16 protein-coding genes are annotated in these 18,647 nt (G+C 41.9%); 14 read left to right on the plus strand and 2 right to left on the minus strand.

The window, feature by feature from the left end; genetic code table 11:
- Positions 1–305 precede the first annotated feature (305 nt).
- Together H1D32_RS07700 and H1D32_RS07705 are read left to right on the plus strand one after the other, a co-directional pair.
- Positions 306–1,130 carry a protein-glutamine gamma-glutamyltransferase gene (locus H1D32_RS07700; RefSeq protein ID WP_261177692.1) on the plus strand — a complete coding sequence of 275 codons (825 nt, stop codon included), beginning with the start codon at positions 306–308 and terminating at the stop codon, positions 1,128–1,130.
- Positions 1,131–1,379: 249 nt separating this feature from the next.
- On the plus strand, positions 1,380–1,493 hold the full coding sequence (locus H1D32_RS07705) for a YjcZ family sporulation protein (protein WP_261177840.1): 114 nt from the start codon (positions 1,380–1,382) through the stop codon (positions 1,491–1,493).
- A 276-nt stretch (positions 1,494–1,769) separates the two neighbouring features.
- Here H1D32_RS07705 and H1D32_RS07710 read toward each other — a convergent pair whose 3' ends face one another.
- Positions 1,770–3,209 (minus strand): L,D-transpeptidase family protein, encoded by a 1,440-nt coding sequence (locus tag H1D32_RS07710; protein WP_261177693.1) that lies wholly within the window; start codon positions 3,207–3,209, stop codon positions 1,770–1,772.
- A 602-nt stretch (positions 3,210–3,811) separates the two neighbouring features.
- Here H1D32_RS07710 and H1D32_RS07715 point away from each other — a divergent pair.
- A complete protein-coding gene (locus H1D32_RS07715; protein ID WP_261177694.1) occupies positions 3,812–4,411 on the plus strand; it encodes an NAD(P)-binding protein in 600 nt (199 codons plus the stop codon).
- Positions 4,412–4,485: 74 nt separating this feature from the next.
- Here H1D32_RS07715 and H1D32_RS07720 read toward each other — a convergent pair whose 3' ends face one another.
- Positions 4,486–5,250 (minus strand): glucose 1-dehydrogenase, encoded by a 765-nt coding sequence (locus H1D32_RS07720; protein WP_261177695.1) that lies wholly within the window; start codon positions 5,248–5,250, stop codon positions 4,486–4,488.
- Positions 5,251–5,477: 227 nt separating this feature from the next.
- Here H1D32_RS07720 and H1D32_RS07725 point away from each other — a divergent pair, with 227 nt between their 5' ends.
- From H1D32_RS07725 to H1D32_RS07775, 11 genes are all read left to right on the plus strand, one after another.
- Entirely contained in the window at positions 5,478–5,648 is a 171-nt protein-coding gene (locus tag H1D32_RS07725; protein ID WP_261177696.1) for a YezD family protein, read from the plus strand.
- A gap of 79 nt (positions 5,649–5,727) precedes the next feature.
- Positions 5,728–6,444 carry a phosphoadenylyl-sulfate reductase gene (locus H1D32_RS07730; protein WP_261177697.1) on the plus strand — a complete coding sequence of 239 codons (717 nt, stop codon included), beginning with the start codon at positions 5,728–5,730 and terminating at the stop codon, positions 6,442–6,444.
- A 15-nt stretch (positions 6,445–6,459) separates the two neighbouring features.
- Positions 6,460–7,518, plus strand: coding sequence for a sulfate permease (locus H1D32_RS07735; protein WP_314733374.1), 1,059 nt, complete (start codon positions 6,460–6,462; stop codon positions 7,516–7,518).
- 5 nt (positions 7,519–7,523) lie between these two features.
- Positions 7,524–8,672 carry a sulfate adenylyltransferase gene (gene sat / locus H1D32_RS07740; protein WP_261177698.1) on the plus strand — a complete coding sequence of 383 codons (1,149 nt, stop codon included), beginning with the start codon at positions 7,524–7,526 and terminating at the stop codon, positions 8,670–8,672.
- Between the two features lie 12 nt (positions 8,673–8,684).
- Positions 8,685–9,284, plus strand: a complete 600-nt coding sequence (gene cysC, locus H1D32_RS07745) for an adenylyl-sulfate kinase (RefSeq protein WP_261177700.1) — start codon at positions 8,685–8,687, stop codon at positions 9,282–9,284.
- A gap of 128 nt (positions 9,285–9,412) precedes the next feature.
- Positions 9,413–10,189, plus strand: a complete 777-nt coding sequence (gene cobA / locus H1D32_RS07750) for a uroporphyrinogen-III C-methyltransferase (RefSeq protein ID WP_261177701.1) — start codon at positions 9,413–9,415, stop codon at positions 10,187–10,189.
- Positions 10,186–10,905: a sirohydrochlorin chelatase gene (locus H1D32_RS07755; RefSeq protein WP_261177702.1), complete on the plus strand. Its 720-nt coding sequence runs from the start codon at positions 10,186–10,188 to the stop codon at positions 10,903–10,905. Before cobA ends, H1D32_RS07755 begins: the two co-directional genes overlap by 4 nt.
- Before the next feature lie 10 nt (positions 10,906–10,915).
- A complete protein-coding gene (locus H1D32_RS07760) occupies positions 10,916–12,637 on the plus strand; it encodes an assimilatory sulfite reductase (NADPH) flavoprotein subunit (protein WP_261177842.1) in 1,722 nt (573 codons plus the stop codon).
- Between the two features lie 18 nt (positions 12,638–12,655).
- On the plus strand, positions 12,656–14,374 hold the full coding sequence (gene cysI, locus H1D32_RS07765) for an assimilatory sulfite reductase (NADPH) hemoprotein subunit (protein WP_261177703.1): 1,719 nt from the start codon (positions 12,656–12,658) through the stop codon (positions 14,372–14,374).
- Between the two features lie 1,194 nt (positions 14,375–15,568).
- Positions 15,569–16,147: a hypothetical protein gene (locus tag H1D32_RS07770; RefSeq protein WP_261177704.1), complete on the plus strand. Its 579-nt coding sequence runs from the start codon at positions 15,569–15,571 to the stop codon at positions 16,145–16,147.
- Between the two features lie 10 nt (positions 16,148–16,157).
- Positions 16,158–18,512 carry a putative bifunctional diguanylate cyclase/phosphodiesterase gene (locus H1D32_RS07775; protein ID WP_261177705.1) on the plus strand — a complete coding sequence of 785 codons (2,355 nt, stop codon included), beginning with the start codon at positions 16,158–16,160 and terminating at the stop codon, positions 18,510–18,512.
- The last annotated feature ends 135 nt before the right edge of the window (positions 18,513–18,647 follow it).

The raw sequence follows: 18,647 nt of genomic DNA on the forward strand, positions 1-18,647 counted from the left end.
GGGGACGGTTCTGCTGCTTCCTAACCCAATGTGGGGTGAAACCCCTTAGAGTGATGAATAGAGAGAGTGGGTTAAATTTGGTGACTGTCACCACCCAAAGATTGATAAATGAAGCAGTCCTGATGAGAGGAGAACTCTCATCAGGGCTGTTTTTGTGTTTTGTGACAATAATTAAAGAATGGAAGAAGACGCCACGCACCCATGCTTTATCTTCATTTGGTGGAGGAAGCGCGAGAACCGTCCCCACGCTTCTAACATATATATAATTCAAAGAAAAGACAGTTAAAAATGAAATGGGGTATGACATGATACAAGTAGCTGGAAGGCAGTTTTCACTAGAGGGTATTATGGACTTCGGAGAGGTAGAAGGCGTAATCATTCAAGAGATGCTAAATTCTCCTGAATTGTTTGCCTATCCTTCTATGAATGAACTTAGATTTGAAATTAACATTAGAAAAAATATTATGGAAAGCGCTAAAGAGATGAATGCGAGTCAAGTTGCGTTTACCATTTTTGAAAATGCTCGTTGTAACCCTACTTATTGGACTTTGACAAATGCTGGAGGTTTTTTGTTGAGGCCAGGTGTGCGACCATCTGATGCTATTTTGGACATTTATCAGAACAGTACCCTTTATGGGTTTGAATGCGCGACTGCAATCATCATTATCTATTACCAGGCCATCTTAAAAAGTATTGGGAGACGTCGTTTTGATTCTATTTTTCAAAACATTTATTTATACAGTTGGCATACAGAGCCTGAATTAGAAATTGACTTCTTTTATTCGGATCATTTTTTGCCCGGGGATGTTGTGTATTTTAATAATCCTGACTTTCATCCAAATGCACCATGGTATCGAGGAGAAAACGCCGTCGTTTTGAGCGATGATACGTTTTATGGTCATGGGTTTGGCATACTTACTGCTGAACAGATGATAGAATTTTTAAATACACAAAGATTTCCAGAAAGTATGCGGCCAGCATACTTAGAAAATTTAATCACAAGAATTTCTCCTACAACAATGCATAAGCTTTTAACTTCGCATAGTGGTCGCAGCTCAAAAATTGTCATACATCATAATCTTTGTTCCATCTCCAGTATTCAGTATCAGTTTTACCTAAATAATGTCTAATTCGTTTGTAAGGATGCTTTCGTTACCAAAGAGGGATGCCCCGTGAATCGGTAATAGGTGACATTCACCCATTTAATGTGTAGACAGGTTCATATTTCAACTAGGTGAGTATAATGTAGTGTAATTTACTAACCCGAAAGGAAGTGCGAGAATATGTATGCAAATGTACCCCCTAATATGATGGCTGGAGCAAATGTACCTCCTAATATGGTGGCTGGCGTAATGGATGGACCTATGCCACATTATGCTATGCCTGCTTACGGATATGGTTATGCTGCTCCTACTCATGGGCACGGTTTTCTATTAATTCTGGTGTTGTTTATTCTATTAGTCATTATAGGATGTAGTCTCCCTAAATGCTAAGAATGAAGCACGGGTGAAGCGTGGGGACGGTTCTCCTGCTTCCTAATCCAATGTGGGGCTGAATCCCCTTAAGAGTGGCGAATAGTTAGGGTTAATTTTGGTGACCGTCACCATCAAAATTCTTGATAAATGAAGCAGCCCTGATGAGAGTGGAACTCTCATCAGGGCTGTTTTTGTGTTTTGTGACAACTAATGAAATGATGAAGGTAGCCGCCACGCCCATGCTTCGTCTTCGTAAGATGCAGGAAGCGCGAGAACCGTCCCCACGCTTCCTTCCTAATACACAACAACTGGTTGATAGATTTTGAGATTTTCGTAGACTTTTTTCATCATACTAGGGGGGACGTTGACGCAGCCGCCTGAACCTGCTGTGAGATAGGCATTGCTCGCCCAGTTTTCTCGCCAACTGGCGTCATGGAATCCTTGCCCACTGTTTGTAAAAGGTGCCCAATAATCGACTTCAATTGCATATTCATTATCGTCTACCGATGTGCCTGTAAGCGTGTATGGTGTCCGTTTATAGAGAATATACCAAACTCCTGGTAATGTATCTTCTTTTGTACTTTTCCTTCCAGTAACCACATTCGTAGTTACGACTAAATTTCCATCTTTGTAAATCCAAATACGTTGATCTTTAATGGACACTTCAGCGTATGTATCTCCGATGCCGTAGTTTACCGTAGTTTCGTAGCCAAAGCCCTCATTGCTCCAGCCATTTCCGTAAATATGAGAAGCGGAAATCGATTTTTCACCTTGTTCAAACGCTTCTTGAATGAGTGCTGTTTCTTTTTCAACATCAAGGGCCCAGCCATACCCTTTTCCTTTAACCGAGATAACTGAACCAGAATGAGTTTTAAAGGTAAAATCTTTCCCCAATGTCGATTGTGCGTCATTAATTTCAGCAAGTTTATTTTTAATATCACTTGGGTCGTCTATTAAAACCTCCATAGTTTCTGTTAAAGAGGCATTTTTCACAAGTTCGCTAGCCAGTAAAGAATGAACTTGGTCCTGCACCGTATAGTCAACGGTATGCAAAAGGAATTCCTTCAATGTTTCCTCTTGTTGTTTTACAACTTCACTGTCTTCTTTTATAGGTTGTAGGTAAACAGGGGTCAGGTGGATCTCACTCGTATATTCCTGCATATCATATTCCTCTAACAAACTATTAATATCATATTGCTTTCCTTCAACGCTTTTAGAAACGATAATTTCCCCTTTTTCTAAAAATACGTACGCATCTATCGGAGCTATTAAATCTAGATTAATTGAGATGAGCGTTTGTTCCAGTTCATTTTTTAAAAAATTAGTGCGGTATTGGTCCTGTTCGCTAGGCTTTAATAAAAAATTTATTGTCTCAAAGGTAGGGAAAAATGACCACTGACTTTTTAATATTTTTTTGATTTCTGGTAGGTCACTTTCTGTAAATGCCATCTGCGTATCTAATCCATCGAAAATTAGTTGATCTCCAATAAAGACTTCGTTTGTTAAAATGGATGTTTGTAACATTTTTAGCGCACCTTTAGCCGTCAGGCCGCTGACGTCTACGTCATTAATTTTCTTATTTTCATTAAAGTGAGTTGCCTGATAAAAACTCAGTGCCCCAATTATGAGTACAATAATGATAACGATACCGGCTATGATAAACTTCCAGTCTCTAAACCATTTTTTCTGTAAAAGAGTAGTTTCTTCCACTAATTGCTCTACAGCTTCCCCCATTAATATTCCCCCAATAACATCGTCATCCTTATCTACTCTAAGTTTACATTATTTCCCGTAATTATTACAACTTTATTACGCAGGAAGCATGGGGACGGTTCTGATGCTTCCTATTTGTGCGCTCGTGGCAGCAGGAATAACAAAACAACCGCCCCTATTTCTCTCAATCTATGAAGGGATGGCATATGATATAAGGGGAAGCATGGGGACGGTTCTCTTGCTTCCTCTAAAAAAATTTGCCACCACTCAAAGTTATTTTTGATAGGAGGGTTAGTTATGTTACTACCATGTCAGGAATGTCGAGCTCAGTTTTCAAATTATTGGAACTGGAACGTATGTGGTACTTGTGGCTACCGTATTTGTCATCAATGTCTTGGGTTATTAGGCCGGAAGTGTACCAAATGCTCGCTTGGATATTTTGAGAAAAGTTAAAGCGCGGGGACGGTTCTGGTGCTTCATAGACAGCAGGAAGCACCAGAACCGTCCCCGCGCTTCCTCAGCCTACATAGATATAGTATGATAAATAAGGGAATTGTTTATTGCTTATACATATAAATTCAGGAAGCACTAAAACCTTTGCTTCCACGAAGGAGCAGATTATTATGTATCCAGTCACTCTGAAATTGGAAGGTAAACCGTGTGTGGTTGTGGGTGGGGGAAGGATTGCTTTTATTAAACTTGGCCCTCTCCTACAAGCGAAAGCGAATGTTACGGTTGTCAGCCCTGAAATAAGCCCAGAAATTGAGAAGATCTTTCTCGAGGGGAAAATAAAAATTCGTCTAAAAGAAGTAGAACCCATTGATTATCAGGAGGCATTCCTGATCATAGCTGCCACCAACTCCGCAGAAATAAACCGGGAGATATATGAGAAAGTAAAAGATTCAAAGCTTGTGAATGTAGTTACAGATTCTGAAATAGGAAATTTTCATATCCCCGCAACTTTTACCCGAGGCAAACTACAAATCAGCATTGCAACAGGTGGGGCAAGCCCAATGCTAGCAAAAAAAATCCGTGACGAATTAAACGAGCGCTATGATGAATCGTATGAGGAGTATCTGGAGTTTTTATATCATGCCCGCTTGAAAATTAAACATAGTGCCTGTTCTATAGAAGATAAACGAGGATTGCTTAAGCAAGCTACTGAAGAGAGATACAAAGACTCAATCAAGGAACGAGAAAAATTTTTACTAATGCTAGAATGAAGCGCGGGGACGGTTCTGGTGCTTCCTAACAGCAGGAAGCATTAGAACCGTCCCCACGCTTCCCGCGCTTCCCCCTAAAGAGACGCTTGCCAACCGCCATCTACGTAAACGGTGTGTCCGTTAACGTAATTTGAGGCATCGGAGGCGAGGTAAATGGCTGTACCGATTAATTCTTCTGGAATGCCCCAGCGTTGTAGAGGGACTTCGCTTTTTACCCAACGGTCGAAGTCTGGGTCGTTAACAAGAGCCTCCGTCAAATCTGTTTTAAAATACCCAGGTCCAATCGCATTTGTTTGGATGTTGTATTTCCCCCACTCTGTCGCCATAGACTTTGTTAACATTTTCAATCCACCTTTAGCAGCAGAGTAGTTTCCGATATTTGGACGAGCTTTCTCTGCATTTAACGAAGTGATATTAATGATTTTCCCTTTTCTTCTATCTCTCATATAGGGAAAGACTGTTTGAGAAACGTAGAAAGCAGAATTGAGATTTACATCGATGACCTTCTTCCAGTCTTCATCGCGTAGTTCTTCTAGCGGAGCACGTCTATGTATTCCTGCATTATTAATAAGCACATGTATTGGGCCGACTTCAGCCTCGACTTTCTTTATGTTTGTTTCGATTGCGCCTCTGTTTGTTACATCAAAGGCTACACCTGCTGATTTTCCACCTTTATGTTGAATTTGCTTTACGACCTCATCGACATCGTGTTTGGTTCTTCCATTAATGACAACAAAAGCCCCGGCCTCCGCAAATCCTTTAGCTAGACTCAGCCCTAAGCCACGCGTTGAACCTGTTATTAATACAACCTTGTTTTGTACACTGAATAAGTTGTTCATATGATCACTTCCTTCATAAATGATGCCTTCATTTCATTTATATTACCACATGGGGGAAGCATGGGGACGGTTCTGGTGCTTCATAGGACAGCAGGAAGCACCAGAACCGTCCCCACGCTTCCAAAAAAATTTCAATTTTCTTATTTACATTAAACCTATGGGTATGGTAGGATTAATTTCAACAAAACAAAACTCATTTATTAGCAGTGACAATCAATTTTTATTGAATGGGGGCGAATCAGCTGAAAGCAGATGAGATAAAAGAAGTTTTTGCGCATATCGAGGCAATGCTCGAAACGTTGAAATACGGATCGATCACACTCGTTGTCCAGGATGGCAAGATTGTGCAAATTGATAAAAATGAAAAGGTTCGTCTTCAATCAAATAAACAGCGCTGACTAGATAAACTAGAGGCGGTCTCCACCATAGCGGTGGCAGGCTGTCTTTTTTTATATGTAAAAAAGGAGGTTCGTAGTGATGGCAATAGCATTAACTTATCAAAATTGGAGTGAAAATTCAGTTGCGTTTCCTTACAGTGATGAAACCAAAGGAGCGCGCTCGGTTTTAGAGTGGGCTTACCAAACGTATTCAGAAGAAGAGCTAGTCTATGCATCTAGCTTCGGGGCAGAAGCCATTGTTTTGCTTGATCTAATCCATCAGGTCAAACCAGCTGCCCAGATTGTATTTTTAGATACAGGTTTACACTTCCTAGAAACCTATGAGGTTATTGACAAAATCGAAGCCCGTTTCCCAACACTACGAATTGAGCGGAAACAACCACAGTTAAGTCTCGAGGAACAAGCTGCCGACTATGGATCAGCGTTATGGAAGCGAAACCCTAGCCAATGCTGCCAGATCCGCAAGGTCATTCCGTTACAAGAAACGTTAACGGCAAAAAAAGCTTGGATTACAGGTCTTCGGAGGGAACAGTCACCGACAAGGGCATCGACGGAATTCGTAAATAAAGATGAGAAGTTTGAAAATATCAAAATCTGTCCGTTGATTCATTGGACGTGGGATGATGTTTGGACCTACATCAAAGAAAAAGATCTTCCCTATAACAGCTTGCATGACCAGCAATACCCGAGCATTGGTTGTTTTCCTTGTACTCAGCCTGTAGCAGCTGATGGTGATACACGTGCAGGGCGTTGGGTAGGAACGAGCAAGACGGAGTGTGGATTGCACGACCGCTAAAGGAGGACGTTTCATTTGCTGACAATTATGGCTATTACAATCGGGTTATTTTTTGCGATGAACATCGGGGCAAGTGGTGCCGCAGCTTCGATGGGAATTGCCTATGGATCAGGTGTTGTCAAAAAAACAATTGCTTTGCTCCTATGCGGGGTCGCTGTCTTTTTTGGTGCCTGGCTTGGAGGTGGGGAGGTCGTTAAGACGATGGGAAGCGGGATTGTCCCGTCTAGTACATTTACGGTGAACATTTCTTTAATCGTGATCACGACCGCTGCCTTGTCCTTGTTTTTAGCCAATATTTTTGGAATTCCACTTTCAACAAGTGAAGTTACGGTTGGGTCTGTCGTTGGTGCGGGGATGGTCTATCAGTCGATCTATCTCGGCAAACTCGTCTGGATCGTTTCTTTTTGGCTGATCACGCCCATTCTCGCTTTTAGTATCGCGATCGCAGCCGCCACTCTCTTAAAACAGAGGTGGATTAAAAAATGGTTAGAGGCACCGAAAGCTGTTCCGTTTCTGTCAGTCCTTGTTGTACTTTTGGGTATGTTTGAAGCTTTTTCAGCCGGAATGAACAATGTCGCCAATGCTGTTGGCCCGCTGGTTGGTGCCAGCATCCTCTCGATTGAGAGTGGTATCTTTTGGGGCGGATTATTCGTAGCTTTAGGAGCACTTTTGCTTGGACATCGAGTGATTGAAACGAACGGAAAAAAAATTACGACGCTCAAGCTAGAAGAGGGCTGCGTGATCTCTGGAACAGGAGCAACGATTGTGACTGGGGCATCGATGCTAGGGATCCCAGTTCCGCTAACTCAAATTACGACATCTTCAATTATCGGGATCGGTTTTGCCAAACATGGGATGGCAGTACTAAAAAAAGATATAGTCGTTCAGATGCTGACCGTATGGATTGTTTCACCGGTGATCTCGATGGTGCTTTCATACACGTTAATTCAATTGTTCATTGAGCAAAATGTCTACCCAATCATTGCTATGGTGGGAGTGCTAATTTCAGTGTTCGGTGTTCTATCGTTACTAAAAAGAGCAACAGTAAGAGAACTGAATTTTAGAAGGGATTGAGAGATATGTCATTCTTACCGAAACCTCATGGAGGAAAACTTATTCAATTATTTGATCCGAATTATCAGGTAACCCATATCGAAAAAGAACTTGAAATTGACGCAATCGCTTTAAGTGATCTTGAATTGATTGGCGTAGGGCTGTTCAGTCCGTTAACTGGATTTTTAGGGAAGGACGATTACGAATCTGTTGTCACGAAGATGCGTCTGGCTGACAATACGATTTGGTCAATCCCAGTGACACTTCCGGTTTCCTATGAAACGGCGGCAACGCTTACCGTAGGAGAAGAGCTTACGCTTGTTTATAAAAATGAAGCATACGGAGTGATCAAGGTTTCCGAATGGTATGAACCTGATTTAGACAAAGAAGCGATCGAGGTCTATAAAACAAAGGAGCTTAGTCATCCTGGTGTCAAACGACTGTATGAAAGAGGGCCGGTCTACGTTGCTGGTAACGTCACCCTTATTAAAAAACCGGAAAAAGGTGTTTTTGGAGATGTCTGGCTAGAGCCCGTTGAAACTAGGCAGTTGTTTGAAGCAAAGGGCTGGAAAACAGTTGTTGGTTTCCAAACAAGAAATCCGATCCACCGCGCCCATGAATACATTCAAAAGGCCGCCCTTGAGACGGTTGATGGACTCTTCGTCAATCCACTGATCGGAGAAACAAAGTCTGATGACATTTCTGCCGATGTTCGGTTGAAAAGCTACCGGGTTCTGCTGGAGAATTATTACCCTCTGGAGCGGGTCCAGCTTGGCGTGTATCCTGCGGCGATGCGTTATGCAGGTCCAAGAGAAGCGATTTTTCATGCGATTGCCCGTAAAAACTTTGGCTGCACTCATTTCATTGTCGGCCGTGACCATGCCGGTGTCGGTAATTATTACGGAACGTATGATGCGCAGCATATTTTTAGCGAATTTCCTGAAGATGAGCTTGGCATCAAGCCATTGTTCTTTGAACATAGCTTTTATTGCACGAAATGTGAAGGCATGGCTTCAGATAAAACCTGCCCTCACGGTAATGAGGACCGTGTCATTTTGTCAGGGACCAAAGTAAGAGAAATGCTTCGTTCTGGTACGTTGCCACCATCAACCTTTAGTCGAAAAGAAGTCGTTGAGGTGTTAATCGAAGGAATGAAGGAAGCGACAACGGTATAAGGAGGAGAAACGATGTCAAAAGCGACGAATATTACGTGGCATGAAACAACTGTTACAAAGCAAGACCGTCGTACAAAAAATGACCATGGAAGTTGCGTCCTCTGGTTTACTGGCCTTTCAGGGTCTGGAAAGTCGACAATTGCCAATGCCGTATCAAGTGCATTGTACCGGCTGGGAATTAAGGAATTTGTCCTTGATGGCGATAATATCCGCCATGGGCTCAACCGTGATCTTGGCTTTTCCGACGATGATCGAAAGGAAAACATCAGGCGGATTGGCGAAGTGGCGAAGTTATTTGTCGAAAGTGGTACAGTCGTCACCACGGCATTCATTTCTCCATTTCGCGCTGACCGAGACCAGGTCCGAATTTTATTTGCAGAAAGCGAGTTTATCGAAGTCTATGTCGACTGCTCACTAGAAGAATGCGAACGCCGTGATCCTAAGCAGCTCTATGCGAAAGCTCGTCGTGGTGAAATCAAAGAGTTTACCGGAATTAGCTCGCCCTACGAGGCTCCGGAACAACCGGAAATTACGGTTCGTTCGGATCAATTATCCGTACCGGAAGCTGTGGACCAAATTTTAGAATATCTTCGCGTTAAAAAAATGATTTAATTAGGTTGTTTTCAAACAGTATAAGGCATCACACCAAGCTTTTCTAACTTGCCACTTGGCTAAGTAAAGTTATCTGATACAACACATTAAACGAAAAGAGCCTTAGGCTATGAAAGGGTGGTAGAGCCATGGTTGGCAAGGTTTATTTAGTAGGTGCGGGTCCAGGAGACCCAGATTTAATTACGGTAAAAGGATTGCGATATCTGCAGCAGGCGGATGTCATCCTTTATGATCGGCTTGTCAATCGTGAGCTTCTCAAGCATGCGAAAGATGGGGCCCAGCTCGTATATTGTGGCAAGCTACCAAACTACCACACGATGAAACAAGAGACAATCAACCACTTCCTCGTAAAATATGCGAAAAAAGGCTTACAGGTCGTTCGCTTAAAAGGAGGAGATCCGTTTGTCTTCGGAAGAGGTGGGGAAGAAGCTGAGGAATGTAGTAAACATAACGTGCCTTTTGAAATTGTCCCTGGTATCACAGCTGGAATTGCGGCAACTGCGTATGCCGGAATTCCCGTTACTCATCGGACCTTGAGTAAGAGCTTTGCGTTTATTACCGGACATCAAGTAGGCGATGTCGCAGCAGAGCACCAGTGGTCCCATTTGGCAAAAGCGGTGGACACCATTTGTGTCTATATGGGCGTTTCACAGCTTTCAACGATTACGCAACGGTTAATTCAACATGGGAAATCACCACAAACACCGATTGCGCTCATTCATTGGGGAACCTTACGTGATCAGCAAACAGTCGTAGGGACGCTAGCTACGATTGAAGAAAAGGTAAAAGCCGCGAAGCTTGCAAATCCAAGCATGATTGTCATTGGGGAGGTCGTTACCCTCCATAAAAAATTGAACTGGTTTCAAGAAGAGATAGTCACAAATCTGCCAGTGGTCCACGGATGAAAGCAATCCTTTACATTGGCCATGGAACACGTTCAAAAAAAGGTGCCGAGGAGGCCATCGCTTTTTACAAGAAGGTGAAAAGTCAGATCGCAGTACCAATTCAGGAAATGAGTTTTCTTGAGCTATCGTCACCTCTTATTGAACAAGGTTTTGAACGGTGTGTCGAGCAAGGCGCTACAGAGATTACGGTGATCCCGCTGTTTCTATTGGCGGCAGGTCACATTAATGAAGATATCCCGAACGTACTAACAGCGTTACAGGAACGCTTTCCTCAGGTTGAAGTCCAAGTAAAGGCCCCTTTTGGAGTACAGGAAACCATTCTTGATGCGATCGCTGAGTTAGTCAGAGATCTTGCTGGTAACCTAGCTCCTGAAGACCGCTTGTTGATCGTTGGTAGAGGAAGCAGTCAGCCGGGAATCCACGCTGACTTTTTAAAGATTGCCAAAGGAGTAAAAAGTAGACTTGGCCTAAAAGAGGTAGCAGTTTGTTATTTAGCAGCTGCCGAACCGCGGTTTGCTGAAACGCTAGAGATGTTGACCAAAAAAACGGTAGGGAGGGTGTTTGTCGTACCCTATCTATTATTTCACGGACTTCTAAGTAGCGAAGTAACGAAAAAAATTGAGAATAGGCAAACCGAAGGAAAACAGATCCTTCAAACCGGTCCTTTGAGCGGTCATCAAGTTTTTGTGGATCTTGTCATCAATAATTATTTGTGAGGTGGAAATGTTGCAACTTAAGGTAACAAACAGCCCGTTTAATCAGGAGCAGGTCGAGCTCCTTCATTCGCTTTTGACAAGCTTGTCAGACACGCAAAAAATCTGGCTAAGTGGCTATCTCGCTGCGTCCGCAGAGGGTCCAGTGGCGAAAAAAGAAGTAACGATTCTTTATGGATCGCAGACGGGAAATTCTCAGGGATTAGCAAAAAAGGCAGGCAAGTTTCTTGAAGAGAATGGTATCGAAGTAACCGTCTCGTCAATGAGCGAGTTTAAACCTACCAATCTAAAAAAAATCCAAAACCTGCTTTTGATCGTCAGTACCCACGGAGAAGGAGTGCCACCCGATAACGCACTCACCTTCCATGAGTTTCTTCATAGCAAACGCGCACCAAAGCTTGAAGATCTTCACTATTCTGTGTTAGCGCTTGGAGATAGCTCTTATGAATTTTTCTGTCAGACGGGAAAGGAATTTGACGCTCGCTTGGAAGAGCTTGGGGCAACGCGGCTATATAAACGTATTGACTGCGATCTTGATTATGAAGGTCCAGCAGGCGAATGGCTTGAAGGTGTTCTTGGTAGCGTAGCTGAGACGCAAAAGCGACATGTTTCTATAGTAAAACCTGAAATATCCTACACAAGAACAAACCCATTTCATGCAGAAGTGCTGGAAAATATAAATCTAAACGGACGAGGTTCAAACAAAGAGACGCGCCACCTCGAGTTGTCACTAGAAGGTTCAGGTCTCACGTTTAAACCGGGAGATAGTCTTGGGGTTTTCCCAGAAAACGATCCGGCTCTTGTAAAATTGCTTTTAGAGGAATTGAAATGGGACCCGAATGAAATCGTTCAGGGAGACGTATCGCTTCAGGAAGCACTGCTTACTTATTTTGAAATTACAGTTGTAACAAAACCGTTGCTTGAGAAGATCAACCAATTTTTAAAGAATGAAAAGATAAGTGAGCTTTTAGGTGAAAAAAGTTTAAAATCGTACCTTGAAGGACGCGATCTCCTTGATATCGTTCGTGAGTATGGTCGATGGGGCGACACAGCGCAAGAATTTGTCTCCATTCTCAGGAAAATCCCCGCTCGTCTTTATTCGATTGCAAGTAGCCAAGCGGCTAATCCTGATGAAGTGCATTTGACAATCGGAGCCGTGCGCTATCAGGCACACGAAAGAGAACGGAAAGGCGTCTGCTCTACGTTTTGTGCAGAACGGTTACAGCCAGGAGATAAGGTTCGAGTCTTCACTCAACCTAACGAAAACTTTAAGTTACCAATGAATCCAGATACGCCAATTATCATGGTCGGACCAGGGACGGGTGTTGCGCCTTTCCGCGCCTTTATGCAGGAACGGGAAGAGATCGGGGCTAAAGGAAAGTCATGGCTATTTTTGGGTGATCAGCATTTTGTGACGGATTTCCTTTATCAAACTGAGTGGCAAAAATGGTTACAAGAGGGAGTTCTGACAAAGATGAATGTCGCGTTTTCGAGAGACAGCGCTGAAAAAGTCTATGTACAGCAGCGCATGCTTGAAGAGAGCAAGGAACTATTCAAGTGGCTTCAGGAAGGAGCCGTATTTTATCTTTGTGGTGATAAAAAAGAGATGGCGCGTGCCGTCCAAGAGACTCTCCTGACAATTATTGAAATCGAAGGTGGCATGAAGCGAGAACAAGCGGAAGCTTATCTTGCCGACCTGAAAAAGCAAAACCGGTACCAGCGGGACGTTTACTGATGAAAGGAGTTTTTCAAAATGGTGAATAAAAGGTTAACAGCACCGGCTGGAACGCCAAGCGATGTCGAAGAAATTAAAGAAAAAAGTGATTATTTACGAGGCACTTTAAAAGAAGTGATGCTCGATCAGATTAGCGCTGGGATCCCAGATGGTGACAATCGTTTGATGAAATTTCACGGAAGTTACCTTCAGGATGACCGCGATCTGCGTAATGAGCGCCAAAAGCAAAAACTAGAGCCGGCGTATCAGTTTATGCTTCGCGTCCGTATGCCAGGTGGTGTCGCAACCCCAGCTCAATGGCTGGTAATGGATGATCTGGCTGAAAAATACGGAAACCAGACGTTGAAATTGACGACCCGCCAGACATTTCAAATGCATGGCATTTTAAAATGGAACATGAAACAAACGATGCAGGAAATACATGAAGCACTGTTGGATACGATTGCAGCATGTGGTGATGTCAACCGCAACGTCATGTGTAACGCCAATCCTTACCAATCAGACATTCATGCCGAAGTATACGAATGGTCGAAACGCTTGAGTGATGATTTGTTACCAAGAACAAGGGCTTATCATGAGATTTGGCTAGATGAGGAAAAGGTCGCTGGTTCACCGGAAGTGGAAGAAGTTGAACCGATGTATGGTCCACTTTATTTGCCGCGAAAATTTAAGATCGGAATCGCCGTTCCACCTTCGAATGACGTTGATGTCTTTTCTCAGGACCTTGGTTTTATTGCTATTATCGAGGACGGTGTTCTTAAGGGTTTTAACGTGGCTATCGGCGGCGGGATGGGAATGTCGCATGGTGACAAGGAGACGTATCCGCAGCTAGCGAAAGTCATTGGCTTTTGTAAACCAGAACAAATCTATGATGTAGCCGAAAAAATCATTATGATCCAACGTGACTATGGAAACCGTTCCGAACGCAAAAATGCTCGCTTCAAGTACACAGTTGACCGCCTAGGGCTCGAAACAGTCAAAGTTGAACTAGAAAGCCGCCTTGGCTGGAGTTTGGATGAAGAGAAACATTACCAATTTGACCACAACGGTGACCGTTACGGCTGGTTGAAGGGTGGTAATGGAAAATGGCACTATACGTTGTTTGTAGAAGGTGGCCGAGTGGCCGATAATGGTGATTACAAGCTAAAGACGGGCATTCGTGAAATTGCCAAGGTACATAATGGTGAGTTTCGCTTAACTGCCAATCAAAACTTGATCATTGCCAATGTCACAAGCCAGAAAAAGAAACAGATTACAGAGCTGATTGACCACTATGGCTTGACCGACGGCAAGCACTATTCTGCACTTCGCCGCAGCTCACTGGCGTGCGTGGCTCTGCCATCATGTGGCTTGGCGATGGCTGAAGCTGAACGTTATTTACCAGTTCTTATCGATAAAATTGAAGAAATTGTGGATGAAAATGGCCTAAGGGACGAAGAAATTACGATCCGCATGACAGGCTGCCCCAATGGATGTGCCCGCCATGTTCTCGGTGAAATTGCCTTTATCGGTAAAGCGCCTGGCAAATACAACATGTATCTCGGTGCAGGCTTTGACGGAAGTCGCCTAAGTAAACTATACCGCGAAAATATCGGTGAAGAAGAGATTTTACGCGAACTACGTCTGCTTCTTGCCCGCTATGCCAAAGAACGCCACGACGGCGAGCACTTCGGTGACTATACCATCCGCGCCGGGATCGTACAAAAAGTGCTCGACGGCAGAGATTTTTGGTCGTAGGAAGCGTGGGGGAAGCGTGGGGACGGTTCTCGTGCTTCCTTTCGGGGGGGGGAGCGGGGTCTACCCTGTAAATTGTTTTGACTTCGAAAGTTCACTTTCTTATATCTAATGGGTTGTTCTATCATATTTACATTGTGTATTGGTGAAAGTGAACTTTCATTGGGGTCTGACCCCCACTGCTTTAAAGCCTTGAAGCGCGGGGGGCAGTTTTCAAGCTTCCTTTTGATAAATCGAGGCGAGCTTCATCCAAGGTCTTAGAACGAAGAAAGAGCCCTGTAGAGATAAATCTCTACAGGGCTCTTTCGCAATCTATTGTTGCATTTGTTTGTTTGTATTAGAATTTTTCAACGTAAACACAATGTTCACAAGCTCTACCAAGATTTTCTTTTGTTAATAGGATCCCGATAGTAGGTTTCGAAGTCGACGCAGACACCATTTTCTACTTCCTGAATTATTTCTCTTTGTCCAAGTAATTTATCTAATAAGAAAGCGCGGGGACGGTTCTGCTGCTTCTTAAGAACCGGAGGAAGCACCAGAACCGTCCCCGCGCTTCCCCATGCTTCCTCCTTTCGACATATTTAACTAACGTGAGTGAAAATTCTGTAATATATAGTAAAATTAGGGTAAATGAATTATTATTGAAGCAGGTATTTATAAATAGTATTTGGTGAAAAACATAGTGCTAAAAAGGCATGCTGGTGGTGCGCATTCAATTTCTATGCTATTTACATGTAACGAAATATTATACGTTTCGATGTAGTGGTTTGATTTAAGTGAATTTGATAAGCGATGTATAAAAGATATACAAGCTACGACCGGGCTAAGTGAGAGTAGGATATTAAGTGATGAAGCGAATGGATTTGATATAAGGAAGCAAGTGACCGTTTGGAATCAGTGAAAAAGTAATCATTTTGGAGTGAATGCTCTTTACGGAAGTACATAAATTTCCTCCTATATAACAAACGTTGCTTAGAAGCGCTTTCTCTTTCAACATTTTTCATTTTTAAAAAGTGACTTTTTCAGAATTCCCGGACGGTTCTCGTGCTTCCTCTTGCATAATCTATGAAGCACGAGAACCGTCCCCATGCTTCCCTTAAAATAGTATAATAGACATTAGTAGATTGATTACTCTATGTAATATACTTTTTTTGTAATCTATTAGTTATCGTAAAGTACAAACAATGTGTATAGGGGATGAGAACAATTTATATTAAAGTAAGCACAGTAGCGGATTTGAATTCTTTTAATCAAATTTGGATGGAATGTTGGCTAGAGAAAGGCTATATGTTAGACCTATCTTCAACAGAAGCGGATCAATTTATCATTCGTAATTCTGAAAAGCACCATATTGGTACGATTGAATTCAAGCCCTATTATCCTACCAAGGAGAACTACATCAATACTGTATTTCCTTTTCATAAAATAGACCATCTTGCTAGAAATCCAGAAAAAGTGAGGGAGATCGATAAGGTTTCTATACTGAAGCAACACCGCGGAAAAAATCTTGAGAGGTTAATATCATTATTCGTCGGTTATTCAGAAGTCTACAAAATTGAATCTTGTGTTGGTCTCTTTGAAAGGGTCTTTTTTAAGGCTTTAAAAAATTTTTATAAAATTCCAGTGGAAGCTGTCGGGGAACCATTTTACTATAAAGGTGATTATGTTATTCCAGGAGTTGTTTATCCAAACCTTATTTATACTGAGAAACAAAGGTTTCCATGGTTACTATCTGTGAATCCGGAGTTGAGCAAATCTATATATGTTACAAGTTAAGGAGAAAAGCATGTTTAACAAGAAAGATAAAAAAATTGCGTATCTATTCATTGCTACTTTCATTGTTTTAAATCTTTCTTGGAATTATCTATTTCAAAATAATCTGGTCATCCTAGACTGGGGTGTGGCAGTATTGCAACTTGTTGCCTGCCTCACCGCCTTTGGTTGGCTTATGGTTACTTATAAAAATGATCAAGGAAGAACAAGAAGGTTTTGGCTTTTCTTAGGGTTAGGAATTTTAAGTTATTTATTAGGAATCCTTGTTTGGGCTTTTTACCATTTTACGTTGAATGTTGGAGCTGAAGAAGCCCTTTTACCAAAGGTGTTTTGGATATTTCAAAATATCTTTTATTTTGTTGCCCTTTTGTTGATGATGAACGTCATGAAAAAAAATAACTTGCTAACAATACGTTTCTTGTTTGATATATTAATCGTGATGTCTGTTGCAACAACATTTATTTGGTTTTTTATTATGAACCCACTAATAAATAACACGGAGCATTCCTTTTTAGTTATTGAATTACTTTATCCAATCTTAGATTTAGGAGTTTTAGTTGGTGTTCTTAGTCTTATGATTGCTTCTAAGGCCATTTTTACTAAAATCACTTCCTATCTACTTGTGGCAGGATTTTTAGTGCAAATTATGGCTGATTTGATTTTTTCATACTTAACAGTCAAAAACATTTATACAGTTGGTAGTTTATCTGAACCATTATGGATCTTATCTGTATTTTTACTGGGACTAGCAGGACTTTATCACGAAAATCAATCTGAAGATGAGTATTCCACAGTTGCTGATCTAAAGCCTAAAAAAAATAACTTCTTAAAGCATAGCTTCCCATATCTAGGCGTTATTTTCCTTTCCATTTATGCTATTTCGGAAATTCAGGATAGTACGTCGATTGTTTTAGGTTTATTTTTAAGTATATTACTTGTGATCTTAAGACAGGTTTTTACACTTCTAGATAATGATAGATTGGTAACTGATTTAAATAACTTGAATGAAGCATTAGAAATAAAAGTAAAAGAGCGAACAGATCGGTTAGTAGAAACGGTGAACAAAATGGAACACTTGGCTTTTCATGATGTCGTGACAGGCCTTCCTAATAGGCGGTATATTGAAAAAAGATTGTCCCGTGCGATAATAAACTCAAACTCTTCTAGTCGAAAAAAAATCGCCTTCTTATTACTTGATTTAGACAGATTTAAACAAATTAATGATAGTCTTGGGCATTCATTCGGAGACTTATTATTAAAAGAAGTTGGTAGGAGACTAAACCTTGTCATGCGGCCAAATGAATTGGTATGCCGAATTGGCGGTGATGAGTTTGCCATCATACTAGAAAACGTCAATATGGCAAGAATCGAGAAAAGGGCACACGTAATCCTAGAGACACTGCGAGAAGTATATGATATTTCTGGTGCGGAAATTCATGTTACTCCTAGTATAGGAGTTGCTATTTATCCAGAGCATGGAGAAGACTTCGAAGCACTTCTCATGAAGGCAGATACTGCGATGTATAAGGTGAAAGAAAATGGCAAAAATCACTTTAAACTATATAACGAAACCATGGACATCGAGCCTCAGATGGCTCTAGAAAATTCTTTAAGAAAAGGGCTTGAACGAGAAGAGTTTGTGTTATATTACCAACCTCAGATATTGTTAGAGACCGGTGAATTAGTCGGGGTAGAGGCACTACTCCGTTGGATATCACCAAGCCAAGGATTTGTTTCACCTGCAGAATTTATCCCACTAGCAGAAGAAACAGGACTTATCCTCCCAATAGGTGAATGGGTCCTGCGCGAAGCCTGTAAACAATCCGTCGAATGGGAAAAACAAGGGTTCCCACCACTAAGAGTAGCTGTAAATATCTCTACACTGCAATTTCAGCAGTGTAATTTCGTTGACACAGTAGCAAAAATTCTTTCTGAGACAGAAGCTAATCCCGATAATATAGAATTAGAGATCACAGAAAGTATGGCAATGGGATCCACAGAGGATGCAATTACTAAGTTAACACAACTAAAAAATATGGGGTTCCACATCGCAATCGATGATTTTGGAACAGGTTATTCATCATTACAATACTTGAGTCAATTTCCAATCGACCGTTTAAAGATTGACCGCTCATTTATCTCCTTATTGAACACAAGCGAAAAAAATGACGGAATCGTTAAACTAATCGTAATGATGGCAAAAGGGTTGAACTTCAAAGTAATCGCTGAAGGTGTTGAAACCGAAACACAAAAGTCCTTCCTTCAACAAATAAACTGCGACGAAATCCAAGGATTCCTGATCAGCCCCCCTCTCCCCCCAGAGGAAGCAAGGAAGCGTGGGGACGGTTCTGGTGCTTCCTTAGGTTAATCGGGGCGAGCTTAGTAGGAAGCGTGGGGACGGTTCTGGTGCTTCCTTAGATTAATTGGGGCGAGCTCCAATCAAGCTTAAAACGAAAGAAAGAGCCCTGTAGAGATAAGCTCTACAGGGTTCTTTCGCATCTTA

Source organism: Anaerobacillus sp. CMMVII, from assembly GCF_025377685.1.
GTDB lineage: Bacteria > Bacillota > Bacilli > Bacillales > Anaerobacillaceae > Anaerobacillus.

Bases quoted from the DNA above. Each gene is read 5' to 3' on its own strand.
- cysI (WP_261177703.1), top strand. From the start codon at position 12,656: ATGGTGAATAAAAGGTTAACAGCACCGGCTGGAACGCCAAGCGATGTC.
- H1D32_RS07715 (WP_261177694.1), top strand. From the start codon at position 3,812: ATGTATCCAGTCACTCTGAAATTGGAAGGTAAACCGTGTGTGGTTGTG.
- H1D32_RS07755 (WP_261177702.1), top strand. From the start codon at position 10,186: ATGAAAGCAATCCTTTACATTGGCCATGGAACACGTTCAAAAAAAGGT.
- H1D32_RS07725 (WP_261177696.1), top strand. From the start codon at position 5,478: ATGGGGGCGAATCAGCTGAAAGCAGATGAGATAAAAGAAGTTTTTGCG.
- H1D32_RS07705 (WP_261177840.1), top strand. From the start codon at position 1,380: ATGCCTGCTTACGGATATGGTTATGCTGCTCCTACTCATGGGCACGGT.
- H1D32_RS07775 (WP_261177705.1), top strand. From the start codon at position 16,158: ATGTTTAACAAGAAAGATAAAAAAATTGCGTATCTATTCATTGCTACT.
- H1D32_RS07730 (WP_261177697.1), top strand. From the start codon at position 5,728: ATGGCAATAGCATTAACTTATCAAAATTGGAGTGAAAATTCAGTTGCG.
- sat (WP_261177698.1), top strand. From the start codon at position 7,524: ATGTCATTCTTACCGAAACCTCATGGAGGAAAACTTATTCAATTATTT.
- H1D32_RS07700 (WP_261177692.1), top strand. From the start codon at position 306: ATGATACAAGTAGCTGGAAGGCAGTTTTCACTAGAGGGTATTATGGAC.
- H1D32_RS07710 (WP_261177693.1), bottom strand. From the start codon at position 3,209: ATGGGGGAAGCTGTAGAGCAATTAGTGGAAGAAACTACTCTTTTACAG.
- cysC (WP_261177700.1), top strand. From the start codon at position 8,685: ATGTCAAAAGCGACGAATATTACGTGGCATGAAACAACTGTTACAAAG.
- cobA (WP_261177701.1), top strand. From the start codon at position 9,413: ATGGTTGGCAAGGTTTATTTAGTAGGTGCGGGTCCAGGAGACCCAGAT.
- H1D32_RS07720 (WP_261177695.1), bottom strand. From the start codon at position 5,250: ATGAACAACTTATTCAGTGTACAAAACAAGGTTGTATTAATAACAGGT.
- H1D32_RS07770 (WP_261177704.1), top strand. From the start codon at position 15,569: ATGAGAACAATTTATATTAAAGTAAGCACAGTAGCGGATTTGAATTCT.